The organism is Candidatus Eisenbacteria bacterium, assembly GCA_018831195.1.
In the GTDB taxonomy this organism is placed as follows: Bacteria; Eisenbacteria; RBG-16-71-46; order CAIMUX01; family JAHJDP01; genus JAHJDP01.
The window spans coordinates 1-15131 of sequence record JAHJDP010000074.1 but is presented as its reverse complement, the minus strand read 5'-3'; the positions used below and the strand labels follow the sequence as shown (position 1 = coordinate 15131).

Here is a 15131-nt window from a genome sequence, read left to right as displayed (position 1 = left end):
ATCCCTTGGCGTCATGTGGCGACGATGTTCACGATTTTGTTGGGTATATAAATAACCTTGCGTATGGTCTTCCCTTCGATGTGCTGCTTGACCTTTTCGTGTTCCATACACGCGGACTCAACAACCTCCCTGTTGGTATCCCTCGCCACCTGAATAGTGCCGCGCAGTTTGCCGTTGATTTGAATGGCGATATCGACCGTATCGGTCGTGGCCAGCGCCTGATCGTATTCTGGCCATGTCGCTCGATGAATCGTTTCGGAGTGACCGAGCAACTCCCACAACTCTTCAGCCAGATGCGGCGTGAAAGGCGTCAGCATCAGGGCGAACGATTCCAGCGTCCAGCGGTTGATCTTTTCTGCGGCTTTCAGCTCATTGAACAACTCCATCATCGCTGCAATCGCCGTATTATAAGATAGATTTTCGATGTCCTGCGTCACCTTGCGTATCGTCTGATGGATCTTTGTGAGGAGCGGCTTCGCCAACTCTCCCTCATTCTTCATCCGCACACCATTGTCTTTGCTTCTTTCACAATGTTCAGCAAAGAACCTGTAGCTTCGTTCGAGGAACCGCCGGACACCATTGATCCCGGTATCCCGGAAATCGCCCCCCTCCTGGAACGGCCCCAGAAACATGAGGTACATCCGCAGCGTGTCGGCGCCGTACCGTTCGACATAATCATCCGGGGTTACGATATTCCCCCGGCTCTTCGACATCTTATTCCCTTCTTTGATCAGCAGGCCATGTGCCCGGAATTTCTTGAACGGTTCCTGGCCTTCAACCAGTCCCATATCCTTGAAGGCCATATAGATGAACCGCGTGTACATCAGGTGCAGCACCGCATGTTCATTCCCGCCGATATACATGTCGACCGGCAGCCACTTCCTAGTGATCTCCGGATCCCAGGCAACCTTATCATTACCGGTATTGGGATAGCGTAGGAAGTACCAGGCCGAATCGAGGAAGGTGTCATTGACGTCGGTGTCGCGGCGCGCCTCTTTGCCGCACTTGGGACAGGTGGTCTTGTAAAATTCCTCAAAACGGGCCAGCGGCGGCCGCCCCGATGCGTCGGGCATGAAGTTATCCGCCTCGGGCAGACGCACCGGCAGATCCTCCTGCGGCACCGGAACAATCCCGCACTTCTCGCAGTGAATCATCGGAATCGGCGGGCCCCAGTACCGCTGCCGGCTGATACACCAATCTCTCAAACGATATTGCACCTGGCTCCGCGCCAGTCCTTTGGCCTCCAGATCGGCGGTGATTTTCTTCATCACCTCGCGGCAATCCATGCCATCGTACGGAGCGGAATTGATCATTTTCCCGTCGCCCGTATAGGCTTCCTCCAGCGGCTGTTTGACATCCGGTCCGTCAATAACTTGAACAATAGGAAGCTTAAAGACCGTGGCGAATTCAAAATCCCGCTGATCATGCGCGGGAACGGCCATAATCGCGCCTGTTCCGTAATCCATCAGAACATAATCAGAAATCCAGATGGGGATCGGCTTATTTGTAATGGGATTGATCGCGTGCGCCCCCAGCGACACACCGGTCTTCTCCTGTCCGGCGGCCAGGCGATCGATCTCTTTCTTGCGCGAGGCCTCCTCACGGTACCGTTTCACCGCCTCGCGCTGCGCCGGTGCTGTCAGCTCGTCGACTATCGGATGCTCCGGCGCGAGCACCATGTAGGTGGCGCCGAAGAGCGTATCGGGGCGCGTTGTAAAAACACAGATGCGCTTATCGCATCCCTCAAGCTGGAATTCGATATCAGCGCCTTCTGACCGACCGATCCAATTTCGCTGCGCCGTTTTTGTGATATCCGACCAATCAATCCACTCCAGATTGTCCAAAAGCCTTTGCGCATAGTCTGTAATCCGGAAAAACCATTGCTCCGTGTCGCGCCGCTCCACCGCCGTCTCGGGATGCCGTTCGCACATCCCGCTGATCACCTGCTCGTTGGAGAGCACCGTTTGACATTCGGGACACCAGTTGACCGGCGCCTTGTCGCGATAGGCCAATCCGGCTTTGTGTAACTGAAGAAAAACCCACTGCGTCCAACGATAGTAATCGGGGTCGATTGTTTGAACTTCATGATCCCAATCGAACATAAACCCCAGCTGTTTGAGCTGCCGCCGGAAATTTTTAATATTGGAGGGGATGAGCTTCATCGGGTGGGTTTTCTTTTTAATCGCGAAATTCTCTGAATGAATCCCAAAAGCATCAAATCCCATCGGCTCAAAAACATCATAGCCGTTCATCAGCTGATAGCGGCCGTAGATATCGCCCCCGATAAAGGCGAAGCAGTTCCCGACATGCAGCCCCTCACCCGAGGGATAAGGGAACATCACGAGATTGTAAAAGGGCTTCTTGGCCGTTTTATGATCCGGCGCAAAGAGGCGCTGTTCATCCCAAATCTTATGCCATTTCTTTTCTATCGCGGCCGGATCGTATTTATTTTCAGACTTTGCGGTCATGGTTCTCGATTCCATCCTTCTGCTTTTCCAGATAAGGCAGGCCCCGAAACGCCACCGCGTTGCCGGGGCCTATATAATCCCTTAAGATACAGCCGTTCCCCCCTGATCACAATTCTCGAAAGCGAGGAGGATCTTTCAGAAATGCTGACAAAGCGGCTGGTCAACCGGTTCGCTGGACCAGAGGATCCCGTAAAAAATCCTGAATTCCGAACCCGTGTCGGCATTCTGGAGGGCTGGGTGGGAGTGATCGTCAATATCATCCTCTTCCTGATCAAGGGGGCCATGGGGGTCATGAGCGGCTCGATCGCCCTCATCGCCGACGCCATTCATACCCTTGCCGATATGGCCACATCTATCGTTGTTATTGTCGGATTTCGTATCGCCCGAAAGCCGTTTGACGAGGAACATCCGTTCGGGCATGGACGAGCGGAAACAATTGCTACACTTGTTGTTGCGGTACTTCTCATCGTAGCCGGCGTCGAGTTCCTTCGTTCCTCCATCGAGCGGCTCATCCACCCGCGGATTTTGAATATCTCCTGGTTCATGCTGGGCATACTCTTTGTCACCCTTGTGATTAAGGAATGGCTGGCCCGATTCTCCCGGAAACTGGGCCGGCAGATCGGATCGGATGCCCTTGAGGCCGACTTTTGGCACCACCGGACAGACTCCATCGCCACCGGACTGGTCATTGTCAGCTTCATCTTGGCCCGATTCGGGGTCCTCTGGGTCGACGGCGTGGCCGGGATCGGCGTCTCGATCATTATCGTTTGGACCGGATTCACCATCGGCCGCCGCTCGGTGAGCCATCTCCTTGGCGAGGCTCCAACCGATGAGGAGGTGGAAGACATTCGCCGCACAGCCCTTGCTGTTGACGGGGTCGAGGGGGTTCATGACATCATCGTGCATCGGTACGGCGAATCCGAAGTCATCTCGCTGCATATCGAGGTGGACAGCAATGAGGATCCGATGGATCTCCATACGATATCCGAGATCGTGGAGAATCGAATCTCCCAGGGAAAGCCGCGTCTGGTCGTCGCGCATATCGATCCGGTCAATCGGGATCACCCCCATTACGAAGCGATACGGCGTCTTCTCGATACGGCCGTCGCCGAGGATTCCCGATGCGAGTCATTTCACGATCTCCGGATTATCGGGTCGGCAGAGCATTTTAACGTTCTATTTGATATAGCCGTCCCGTCCCATTTGGGAAAGAAAGAGGAACATTCATTAAAAGCGAAGATAACGTCACTTCTTGAGAAGCGTTTTCCGGGGATTGGTGTTATAATTGAGATTGAGCCGATGTTTGTTCAACGGCATTAAACGCGCGAGATTTGTTTTGAAAGACTTGCCTTTGACATGGACGCCCCTTGTTGTCGCCCCCCGCGGAATCTGGCAGGGATTGAACACGCTTGATAGAGATCTGGCGTCACTGCTTGAAATCCTCGTCCATGAGGCGCGCCATATCGTCCCGCATCTATATTCTTTCGTGCTCTACGGCGGCATCGCGCTCGGCGAGTTTTCCCGTGGATTCAGCGATATCAATCTTACGGCCTTCTCAAGCGAGCCGATGACATCTGAAAACACCGCCATGTCTCTGCGGTTGTGGAGCCACCTGGTGCGGGCCTATCCGGGGTTGGCCCGCCGGCTTGTCATCAATTTCACACCTGTTCCCGGAGTCATTGACGAAAAGGGCGATCGCGAAATCGGCATCAATAATGACAATGCCATTGTCCGTGAAATATCCCCCACCGGCTTCCAAATTCGCACACATTGGGCCGACGGACGGGTGCTCTGCCGCGCTCTGTGGAACTCACCCCTCTCCGAAATGGATTTAACCAGTTTAACACGTGTCGGATGTTGTCTTTTGGGTCATCCGCCCGGAGAGTTTTTGCGAGCGCCGGTATTCAGCGAGGCGATTCTTCGCGAAGGGCGGCGGGTGGTGGAGCGTTTGTTTGTTAAACCGGGAGGGCGGCGTTATCGCCGAGCCTTCAAACGGGCTGGACGAGCCGCAAGCGATGAACAGATCACCTGGCTCGACACCAAGCGGATTCTTTCCGCCACTCTTGGGTTGACCCGTCTCTATCAGTCGATTGAGGAAGGTCAACTTGTTCCCCGCTCCATATCCGGTTTCTGGTTTCATGAAATGCGCGGCGGCTCGGCCGGTGCGTTCGCCCGCGACGCCGCCATCTATAGATTGAAGCCGGAAATCTACCCCACCGGATATCTTGCCTCCAGAGCCCGGCATTTCCCCGCCCTGGGCCGCGTGATTCTTGAGCAAATCGCGCCTGTTTTGTACAAGGACTCCTCTTCATCACCTTCGGCCGGCGTACTGAGCCTATCCGGCATTGCCAAGACGGATATCTCCCGCGCCCAGAGCTGGAGTGATCTGGCGCGGTTTGTCACGAGGTGCGCCTCAGCCTGAGTTGGCGCTATTCTCCTTCTCTTTACAAAATCCCTACGGCTCACACGGACACCCGTGCGCGTCGGTGCCGGGGGTAAAAATTGGGCGGCGTATTGCGTTCGGATGTGGGTGGATGTGGGGGATTACTGGCCAGTAATTTAAACGCATGCAAACGCACAGTGGGCGTTAAAATCCGCCTTATAACCACACCAGGGTATAGCTAAAATTTGAACCAATTTTGGCCATGCCCTGGCGGGCTGGATCGAAAAAGACTATTGGATCATGAGCACCTTTTGCGTAAACGCCTGACCACCACTTTGAAACCTGACGAAATACATACCCGATACTACCGGAATCCCTTCTTCCGTTCGTCCAGTCCATGTGACAATTTTGGAATACTCCGCAACAGGACCATCCCAGAGGGTTCGCACAAGACGTCCGGCGGCATCATAAACCGTAATTGTTGCCCAACTTCCAATTGGCGCCCGACACTTAAAAGCAACAAGTCCGGTTGCGGGATTAGGAAATGGCTCTTCGAGCGATATCTCTGCTTTTCGTGGTGGAAGATCAGTCTCGCCCAGAAACATTTCGGAACCCGAATGGCCGACGAACCGGACGACATAGCGAATAGAGCTTTCGGCAGGAGGATCTGAATCTGTGAAGCAACAGGATGAGCACACCGGCAACAGTCTTGAAGTCAGTCTTTTGAATTCTCCTTCGGGTATGGCCTTCCGATAAATATGCAGCCCTCCGCCTCCGAGATCACTCGCCAGAAACCATGTGAGCACCGCTTGATTATTTTCCCAACGAGCTGTAAATCCCCATAGCAATACAGGAACTGCATCACAACCAATTCCGAACGCCCCGATCGTGTCTGGCCAGCCGAAAGGATTGTTGCCCGGCAGGGCCGGACTGTCGGGAAGTAGGCGAAAATCGCTCTCCTCTTGATCACAGAAAAGGGGATCGCCAATGAGATTATTGGTCTGCCAATCAGGGAAATAGATATTAACATTCTCGGCGACCAAGGAATCATGGATGATATTTCCCTCAAAGCTCCCTTGATCGAACTGGCCTGATGTGAGATAAAAGTCATCTTCAGGAATCATTGACTGTGGAGGAATAGCATTTGAAAAGAGAACATGCCCGGGCGTCATCATTTCGCTCTCTTCACTATTAGCATTTAAAAACCCCCCTGGCGGTTCATAACCAACATGTGCTCTAAAGAAGATATTCCCAACCCAAGATTTTTCTCCATTCACACCCCAAATGGGGAAGTCGACTGGGGCGCCAGGTCCGACAAATGTATTGCGTTCAACCACAATATTCGAGCCATGGATTTTGACTCCGGGACAAAAAGTTCTGTAGCTACAGGACTCAATATGAAAGATGTTTTTTCTAATTTCACAGCTTGTAGTTGCAACCAGCTCACTGGCTACATAGGCGGTATTCCCAAGAAATGCATTTCTCTCAAGCTCCGAATCTTCAGCATATACGCCACCACTCCGGCCAGCATATAGACATCGTGGGTCAATTATTGAGCCTGAGACACCTACGTTTCCACGGAATAGATTGCCCCTTAGACTGGCCCCCAACGCCAATACACCACCGCCCATCTTCGAAATATTCTCGGTGACCTCATTGCGCTCCAATATGCAGCCACGACAATCAACGCCTCCTCCAGTACCGTACGGCATATCACATGGATCCGGCCCGGGGCCAGGATCCCAAAAGAGTGAACGGTTATGTCTAATCACATTCCCAATGATACGGCAGCCTCCACCCGCAAAAACACCCCCACCCTTTGGGTATATAGAACCCGAATCTCTCGTAGCAGTGTTCCACTCAATAATGCAGCCTTGTATAAGGGCAGGTGCATCGCATCGTATGCCTGCACCCACGCGGTCGTTACCTTGTGTGATTGTGAATCCACCCAGTTCGGTGAAAGATCCGCATGATTCCTGCATCGTGACAACTCTGCTATTTAAGCCCAGCGCCGTGATTGTTGTGACGCTTGGTCCATCTGTGCTAAGAATGCGTAACACCTTGCCGTGGAAGTCAATTGATTCATTATAGATTCCTGGGCTAACTAATATGGTCTCATATTCCTCAGCCGCATTTATAGCGGCCTGGATAGTGGGCGCGTCACCCGAACTATCTTCGTAAACATTCCAAGTAGTAGCTGGGCAGATAGCTGGGATAAGGAATAGGAACAGTCCAAACAGTATTAAGCGAATCAACATGGGACCCCCCCCTTAAGTGGGATTGAGCTGCATATCGTCGCACCAGAATAATAACATTCATTGGGGCCAAGTGCCAGGCCGGGATTCGGGGCTGGATTTCTATGGGCAGCAAAGGATTGGGAGCTGAGGCTGAGCCGGGAAAATGTGGGCCACGCCATCTCCCACTGGCGCGGCCCGAGGTTTCTCCGTTTGGCAGCCAAGAGACGGGGGCGTGTCAGTGAAATCGAGAACCTGATCTGGGCTGATCTGGAAGCCTTCCTTCGTGATCCCGGTCCCGTCCTCGAGACCCTGGTTGAACAAATCCGGGTGGAGACAGTTGAGGAAGGCGGGAAGAAGCGAGCCATTGTGCATGTCACTTATAAATTCGATCCTCCACCGAAACCCACTTTGGTCGCACGAACCCACATCCGTGCGAGTCGGTACCAGGGGTTAAGAATTAGCCGGATGTATAAGATGAGAGCCGGGCGGACAACCTGGAAGGGCAATAATGTGCTTCCATCGTCGGCGGCTTGGCCACTGGATCACCCCTCCCTATCTCTCGCCATCGCCAGTCAAGCGAATCCCTCCCAATCCAGCCGTCGCACAATTGGGATTGACACCAAGTAGGGATTGGCATATCCTTCCTGCAGATCGCATTACTGGGACAATTCCAGGGGTTGCCCGTTAGTCTGAATTGGCAGTTGGAAATCAAGCGGAGGCGTAGATGGAGCCGTGCCATCGAAGCAGCCGAAGGAAGTATGAATCCGTTCATTCCAGCGATGGGGTGACGGATTTTGTGTTTCTAGGGTGAGGCTTCCGGCATCGCTTGAATCCCATTATCTGGACTGTGAGCTGACTCAACGACTGGGGTGATTTAGGAGGGTGAGATGAGACCGGTAACAGTTCTGTTTGCCCTATGTGCTTTTGTATCAAGCGCATTTGCTGGGATTAATGAAGGCGGGGTTCTTGTCGTCCACCATGACCCACAGTTGGTCTACTCTGCTTCCTGCGGGGATCTGACCCTCCCGGGAGATTGCAGCCAACTCAATCCAACCGCAGCCGCCGATGGCACTCCCCAGAAATGGTTTGTGATCGCCGCCTTTCCCGATGATGTATCTGATCGGCTCAATACGTTCACCTTCGGGCTTGGACAATATGATCCAGAAAATTTGGCGATGGGCAGCTGGGGGCCATGTGACATTATTGGATCTCCCCTAGAAGTCGCCACGGCTAACTGGCCTGATCCCGGTGAGGGAACAGCGGTGAGTTGGGCGCCTGATTGCCTGGGTGGCGAAATGGTTCCGGTTTATTGGTTTCTGACCTATGCCTATTCGAATGGAACGATTCCGCTCACGGCTCATTCAGTCCAAGGCGGAGCATTCGTTGACTGCACTCAAACAGCCGGGACAGACGCAATCATGGATTATGGCGTGATGGGATTTGGCGTGGCAGGGAATAATCCCTGTCCCGGCGGGTTAGATGGAGGTGGGGACGACGAAGAGCCCTGGGCTGATGGAGGCGAAGAAGACGCGCCCGAGGATCCGGTGGCTACCTCTGACGTTTTGTCCATCCGCTTTTCAACTAGTGTCCAGCCCCAACATCCAACATTCTATACGGGGAACTCAATTCCGATTGAGGAGGTAGACTTTAGAAATTCCAACATTCGGAGAGCTTTGGCCAATCACGGGGCCCTGACCCTCATGAAAACTTTCCCCCAATCCAGCCCTTCAGATACGACTGGCGTCGGGATTAACGGCAAGCGAGTTCAGCTCATTGACCTATCGGGCTATTTTCAGGTGACGTTCCCCGGAATAGAGGAGGCAACCGGGGCGCTGCGGGCACTTAAGCGTGTGCCAGGCATAAGAAGCATTGGGTCCGTAGGCAACCGCGGACTAAAACTCCAAAGCATTCCAAATGACGAGTATTTTGACAGTTGGCGCTACATTTCAGACGACGCTCAATGGAATCTTAAAAACGAAGGTCTTAGGACCGATGAGGTATGCTGTCAGCAAGCCCTTTCCGAGTACGATCTCGATTTAGACGCTCTTCAATATTGGTATGAAGGGGTCGGTGATCCGGATATTGTCATTGCTGTCGCCGATGTTGGGATTTTTGACAATTGGGTTGGGCATGACCCTATTGGACATGAAGACTTGAGATCCATCAACAGCCAGCTGCCGGATCCCGAGCTTTTCTCACGATTTCATTACTATGATATTGATTTCTGTGGCGATCATGGAACAAAAATGGCTGGCCTCGCGGCCGCCTTAACAAATAATGAGATAGGCGTTGCGGGGATCTGTCCAGATTGCTCAATCCTGGATATTGCCATCCCCCACTGCAGCTATTGGGATTGCGTCGATTATCAGGATGGGCTATTGGTCGAGGGTTGTGGCTATGTCACGGATATGTACCGTACATACGTTAATAATCTGGTAACCGAGACGTTGAATGGACATATTCCAGGACGCACAGTTGCACTGAATTGTTCATTCGGTGATGTCGGATTGGAAGACCATTTGGAGGATTCGATATTTGCTTTTTGGAATGCCCTTCAAATAGGCATTGTGACAGCGGCCTCCAGTGCCGGCCACGAATATCCAACGCCGGCAGTAGGGTATCCCTGTGCATTTCCCTTTGTTGTCGGCGTCGCTGGATATACCTGGCTTGGCCAGTTCTGGGAAGAGGATAACACCTGTTATACTGCCGAAAGTACAGGCCTGTGTCCAGACACGACTCTTAATTTAGCAGGACCAGGCAATGTAAAAATTTGTGCCCCATCCTCCGGAAGAGCGGTTACAACTCATCCATTATTAGTTGAACTTCCAGAAGAAGGATATGCCGACTACTACTTTTCAACTGGGATAGGGTCATCAGGGGCTGCCGGGCAAGCGTCAGGAGCCATCGGATTATTGCAGGCGATCCATCATGCGGAAAGGGGTTATTATATCGAGGCCGAGGATGTCATCGGATTACTGGAAGGTACGGCGCTTCCGTTCAGTGAGGATCCGTGGGACCCAGATACTTATAGTCGAGTTTGTGAAACCTGTGAGGCCGAAGATTATGGGAAGGGAAGACTGAATGTTGGAGGCGCGGTCGAATCAGCATTGGACTATATTTGGCATGAGACAGTCTTCACCGCGGATGATATGTACTCCATTCTACCGGTCAGGAGTTTTACTATAGGCGATACGGAATGGCTTCAATGGCTGGCATCAGCTTATTTCTGGGTACCTGTTCTTCAAAACCCCTCTCCGGAGCATTCGCCCGATCGTGTTGCTTGGGTGAGGCGCGTAAGCTCGAATACTTTTCCAACGTTTGAGGACGATGAGATTTTGGTCGCAATGGTGGAAGAGGGCATACATGATTGCTCTATGACAACGATAAATCAAGAAACAGGAGAATCTCTTGTCAGCGGGTATTTATACGGGTACTATGAAGGCGAAAATTTTATTTGGGTCGGGACATCACTCGATGACCTTGAGATACACGTGGTGTATTTGACGGGACCGACGAGTGGTGTTTCAGACGGAGGGAATTTGGCAACAAGCGCCATATCGATCGCTCCATTCTCTAACCCAATTCGTCCGCATAGTAATCTCCGATTCTCAATAGAGTCAGCTGGTCATGTAGAGATTTCTCTTATTGACGTCACCGGAAGGATAATAAGACGTTTAGTTGATGGCCACAAAGCCCCCGGAGCCTTTGATATTATGTGGGATGGGATGGATGATAGCGACCATATGCTTTCATCGGGTGTCTATTGGTTAACCGCAAGCACTGATATCAAAAGCGAATCCCGACGTCTCGTCCTAATTCGGTAATTGGGCTATGCAGAGAATTGGAATGGCAGGAAATGGGGTGAATGTGAATCCCCTTGACTCACCATTTAGCCTGCTATCGCTTTTCCGATCGCGGGCTATGGTTGCCTTAATATCGTTTGGAACGTTATTAGTCAGCAGCAATTCAAAGGCCACGACATGGACAGTGGAGTGGAACCCGGCTCAGCCTGAAAATCAGATCGGCGCCATAGCGGAAATCGCAGCCTCTGGGGACACTATTCTTGTCGGTCCTGGGACTTACTATGAGCACATCCCGCTTGAAAGCAAATCCCTGGCTTTCATTGGCATTGAAGGCAAAGAGAATACCATATTGGATGGTTCAGCCATTATCGAAGGAAGAGAGAAAAGTATCATCTACATGGTTGGCGGGGATGCCGAAGATCTCATTGTAGAGGGTTTTACGCTCCGGAATGGGGGTGGGGCCCCGGAAGAATATGGGCTTATTTCAGGTGGTGCCATATCTTGGTGGAGCCGGGGCCTTGGAGGATCGGCGACAATTCAAGATTGTCACTTTCATGACAATTATCTGCTGGATGATTCATCTATGGGAGGCGGGGCCGTCTATTTGTCGGACATCTTCACGGTTACGATGGTCGGGTGCGTATTCGATAACAATGATGCTGACGACGTCGGTGGCTCTGCTTACATTTATAATTTTGAAGAGAGCATTGTAAAGGACTGTGATTTTTATATCCACTCAGGATCGCGAGCTTTCGGGGCGGCATTATATTCCAGTGGCACCGGCCCCATATCAATAATTGATTGTCGTTTTCAAGGATCTGGATCTTGCGATGGCCGTACAGGTTTACGCGTGGCCAACCTCTCAGCGACTATAAAGGGTAATTCGTTTTTGGATTTGGACGGACCATGTGCGACGCGCATTAAGCTTGCTCCCCGCCTAACCGTGGGAGATCCACACTTTTCACTGATCTTCACAGAGAATCATGTATGGAATAGCGTCGGCCACACGGTGGGAACTGATTTTCAATTCTGGATGAATTATTCTAATTCCGCAATACAATTCGATCACAACACCATAGTGGGTACATTCGTGGTCTTCAATTCAGATCATGGGAATCATCCAATTTGCAGCAATAATATATTTTTTGAATCGCCTGTTGTCGCATCTTCATCTGTCGGGATGCACATAACCTGCAACAACTTCTGGCCCGACTCACTCGAGTTGACAAATCCTGATAACGCCTTTATAGAAGACAATATTTCACTTGACCCCAGGTTCTGTGATCCTGAATTGGGAGACTTCCATATTGCATTCCAAAGCCCATGTGCTCCCGGAAATTCCCCGGAAGGCTGCGATCTCATCGGCCGTCTTGATCCCGCCTGCGACCAAACACCGACGAAAAATGCTACGTGGGGTAGTCTTAAGCTCCTGTATAGAAAATGATTACACCTCACCCCGATCCAACACCCTGTCTGCAGCGCCTCCAGTATTGCCCCCGATCCTTTCAGGCCCTGTCGCTTCCACAAATGCCATCCAACCCAAGATCCACGACTCTTACCCAGCCCGGCCTCGCCATGGAACCGGCTCTATGATATCAGATCGGATGGCGGAGGGACAGAATGGAATGACGTCAGCAATCTTAGTCAGGATTATGGCCAGTAATCCCATGTACACGATGCCCATGCAGCCGATCCCTAAACTAAGCGGCTTGCCGAAAATAGCGGTGATGCAGACCGCCGACCATCGGCTCAGAGGCAACTAACCCCCGCTCCGGAGGTTCCACCGGTCTCGCTACGGGGCAATCCTTCTCCAAGCCCAGATGCGTGCGACATCTATGATAATAATCAAAGTACAACCTGAGCACCCGGCGCAGATGCCGTTCGTTGAAGATGATCACATGATCCAGACATTCTCTTCTGATAGAACCGATCACGCGCTCCACATATGGGCTCTGCCACGGAGATCTCGGGGCGATGAAAACCTGCTCGATCCCCATCGATCCGAGTCGCCGAATAAAGTCTGCGCCGTAGATTTTGTCCCGATCCCGAATCAGGAACCTCGGCGCTGTGTCCCAAGGAAACGCCTCGATCATCTGCTGTCCGGTCCAGGCGGCGGTCGGCGAGCCGGTAACATTGAAATGAACAACCTCCCGGCGATCATTGCTCAAGACGATGAACACATAAAGAACCCGGAATGTCACTGTTGGAACGGTAAAGAAGTCGATCGACACAATGTCCTTGGCGTGATTGGAGAGGAACGTGCGCCAGGTCTGCGATGGCGGTTTCCGACGACGCACCATGTACTTGGACACCACGGCCTGACTTATCTCGATGCCGAGTTTCAACAACTCCCCATGAATCCTCGGCGCGCCCCACAGAAGATTCGCTTGGGACATCTGACGGATGAGATCGCGGATCTCTTGCGGCACCTTCGGCCGTCCCGGCCCCCGGCTCTTCCATCTCCAGTACCGACGGAATCCCTGGCGATGCCAACGGATAACCGTCTCCGGCTGGACGAGGATGAGGTGCCTCCTCCAGTCCGTCCAGAAGCGGGCCAGAAGGCTCCAGAGGAGCCGGTCCCGGTCTTTCAGCCGTGGTTTCCTGGCTTTGCGTTGTAGGACAATGAGTTGATGGCGCAGCGCCAGGTTGTCGAGCAGAATCGATTGATGTCGGAGGTGGCCCGAGAACTCGGGATTGGTGCCGGTCTGTTGGGCCGCTGGAAGCAGCAGGTTCTGGCCGACCGAGAGGAGGCGTTTCCAGGGAAGGGTCGTCTCAAGGTTGCGGACGAGGAACTGCGTCGCCTGGAGCGAGAGAACCGGCAACTCCGCATGGAACTGGAATTTGTAAAAAAAACGGCGGCGTACTTCGCGAAGGAACGCTCGCGAGGTTCCGTGTGATCGAGCAGCATGCCAACGAGTATCCGCTCGGCTTGATGTGCCGGACCCTGGAAGTCTCGCGAGCCGGTTACTACTCGTATCGGACCCGGCCGGCCAGCGACCGGGAGCTGAAGAATCGGCTGTTGCTTGAGCAGATCCGGGCGGTGCAGAAAACGACGCGGCAGGCCTACGGCAGTCCGCGAATGACGAGAGAGCTGCGGACCCGCGGGAAGATCTGCGGTCGCCATCGGGTGGCACGTCTGATGCGCAAGAACGGCTTGGGAGCGCGGCGGAAGAAGCGATTCCGCAAGACCACCGACTCGAACCATTCGCTCCCTTGCGCCGAGAATCTGGTCGCTCGCGAGTTCACGGTTTCGGAGCCGAACCGGGTGTGGGTCGCGGATGTGACCTTCATTCCCACCCGGGAGCGTTGGCTCTACCTTGCCACGACGCTGGATCTTTACTCGCGGAAGATCGTCGGATGGGGAATGGGCACGGAGAACGACACGGAGCTGGTCCGTCGGTCGCTCGATATGGCAGTCAAGAATCGGTGTCCTGGGGTCGACCTGGTCTTTCACTCGGATCAAGGAAGCACGTATGCGGCGACGGCGTTCACCGACGAACTCAAGCGGCTCGGCATCACGGCGAGCATGAGCCGAAAGGGCGACTGCTGGGACAATGCCGTGGCTGAAAGTTTCTTTTCGTCGTACAAGACGGAGTGGATGCCGGAAAACGGGTACAATACGATCACAGAGGGCATGGCCGACGTGTTCCGTTACATCGAGGAATTCTACAATCGGAAACGTCTTCACTCGTACCTCGGGTACGTCAGCCCGACTGCCTTCGAGGCAGCCAGAGATGTCTAAACTGTGTGTCCATTATTTCGGGGCAAGCCCAAACCACATGATTACCTCTGAATACACAATGTTCCAATTCTATTGATCCACCTTCATCGACCTGAATGGCCCCTCCCCCAGTTCCCCAAGCTAGGTTATCTTCGAAACTGCAATTCTCGAAATGAGCGATTGCGTTATTTTGGATGGCAAAACAACCGCCCTCAATGTTGGCTGTATTGCCAAAGAATTCACAGTCTCTAAACCAGATTTCACGCGATAATAAGATTCCTATTCCACCTCTGTCCATGTGTCCTTGAGTGAATGCAAGGTTTTCAAATACGGTACCTTCTTGACTCAGTCCCAGCACATTTCCGAATCTATCTGCATTGTAAGCGGTCATTTCACGGAGCCTTCCACCCTCTAAGCCAATGGATTATAAAATAGCTATCCCAGCAAAATGCTGGATTTTATATCCATTCAAGCTTGGAGGATCAAATGCAACAGTATTCAAATGGCAAGATTCGACGT

Annotated in this window: 10 protein-coding genes; 7 read left to right on the top strand and 3 right to left on the bottom strand. The window is 52.7% G+C overall.

All coding sequences use genetic code 11. The features are described 5' to 3' along the window. Window positions 1-11: 11 nt before the first annotated feature. Window positions 12-2468, bottom strand: a complete 2457-nt coding sequence (gene leuS / locus KJ970_12390; GenBank protein ID MBU2691716.1) for a leucine--tRNA ligase — start codon at window positions 2466-2468, stop codon at window positions 12-14. A 141-nt stretch (window positions 2469-2609) separates the two neighbouring features. Here leuS and KJ970_12385 point away from each other — a divergent pair, with 141 nt between their 5' ends. After that, window positions 2610-3788 carry a cation diffusion facilitator family transporter gene (locus KJ970_12385; protein MBU2691715.1) on the top strand — a complete coding sequence of 393 codons (1179 nt, stop codon included), beginning with the start codon at window positions 2610-2612 and terminating at the stop codon, window positions 3786-3788. Between the two features lie 16 nt (window positions 3789-3804). After that, window positions 3805-4890: a hypothetical protein gene (locus KJ970_12380; protein MBU2691714.1), complete on the top strand. Its 1086-nt coding sequence runs from the start codon at window positions 3805-3807 to the stop codon at window positions 4888-4890. A gap of 251 nt (window positions 4891-5141) precedes the next feature. On the opposite strand, the gene KJ970_12375 is transcribed toward KJ970_12380, so the two are convergent. Beyond that, window positions 5142-7109, bottom strand: coding sequence for a T9SS type A sorting domain-containing protein (locus tag KJ970_12375; protein MBU2691713.1), 1968 nt, complete (start codon window positions 7107-7109; stop codon window positions 5142-5144). A 189-nt stretch (window positions 7110-7298) separates the two neighbouring features. Between KJ970_12375 and KJ970_12370 the strand changes: the two genes are divergently transcribed. The 3 genes from KJ970_12370 (at window position 7299) to KJ970_12360 (ending at window position 12335) form a co-directional block, all read left to right on the top strand. Beyond that, on the top strand, window positions 7299-7715 hold the full coding sequence (locus tag KJ970_12370; protein MBU2691712.1) for a hypothetical protein: 417 nt from the start codon (window positions 7299-7301) through the stop codon (window positions 7713-7715). 260 nt (window positions 7716-7975) lie between these two features. Continuing rightward, entirely contained in the window at window positions 7976-10912 is a 2937-nt protein-coding gene (locus KJ970_12365; protein ID MBU2691711.1) for a S8 family serine peptidase, read from the top strand. A 97-nt stretch (window positions 10913-11009) separates the two neighbouring features. Then, window positions 11010-12335, top strand: a complete 1326-nt coding sequence (locus tag KJ970_12360; GenBank protein MBU2691710.1) for a hypothetical protein — start codon at window positions 11010-11012, stop codon at window positions 12333-12335. Between the two features lie 256 nt (window positions 12336-12591). On the opposite strand, the gene KJ970_12355 is transcribed toward KJ970_12360, so the two are convergent. Beyond that, a complete protein-coding gene (locus tag KJ970_12355; protein ID MBU2691709.1) occupies window positions 12592-13617 on the bottom strand; it encodes an integrase core domain-containing protein in 1026 nt (341 codons plus the stop codon). Between KJ970_12355 and KJ970_12350 the strand changes: the two genes are divergently transcribed. Both KJ970_12350 and KJ970_12345 read left to right on the top strand, forming a co-directional pair. Next, window positions 13567-13788: a transposase gene (locus KJ970_12350; protein MBU2691708.1), complete on the top strand. Its 222-nt coding sequence runs from the start codon at window positions 13567-13569 to the stop codon at window positions 13786-13788. The genes KJ970_12355 and KJ970_12350 overlap by 51 nt on opposite strands. A 35-nt stretch (window positions 13789-13823) precedes the next feature. Beyond that, window positions 13824-14633, top strand: a complete 810-nt coding sequence (locus KJ970_12345) for an IS3 family transposase (protein ID MBU2691707.1) — start codon at window positions 13824-13826, stop codon at window positions 14631-14633. Window positions 14634-15131 lie beyond the last annotated feature (498 nt).

Bases quoted from the DNA above. Each gene is read 5' to 3' on its own strand.
- KJ970_12365 (MBU2691711.1), top strand. From the start codon at position 7,976: ATGAGACCGGTAACAGTTCTGTTTGCCCTATGTGCTTTTGTATCAAGC.
- leuS (MBU2691716.1), bottom strand. From the start codon at position 2,468: ATGACCGCAAAGTCTGAAAATAAATACGATCCGGCCGCGATAGAAAAG.
- KJ970_12375 (MBU2691713.1), bottom strand. From the start codon at position 7,109: ATGTTGATTCGCTTAATACTGTTTGGACTGTTCCTATTCCTTATCCCA.
- KJ970_12360 (MBU2691710.1), top strand. From the start codon at position 11,010: ATGGTTGCCTTAATATCGTTTGGAACGTTATTAGTCAGCAGCAATTCA.
- KJ970_12385 (MBU2691715.1), top strand. From the start codon at position 2,610: ATGCTGACAAAGCGGCTGGTCAACCGGTTCGCTGGACCAGAGGATCCC.
- KJ970_12345 (MBU2691707.1), top strand. From the start codon at position 13,824: ATGTGCCGGACCCTGGAAGTCTCGCGAGCCGGTTACTACTCGTATCGG.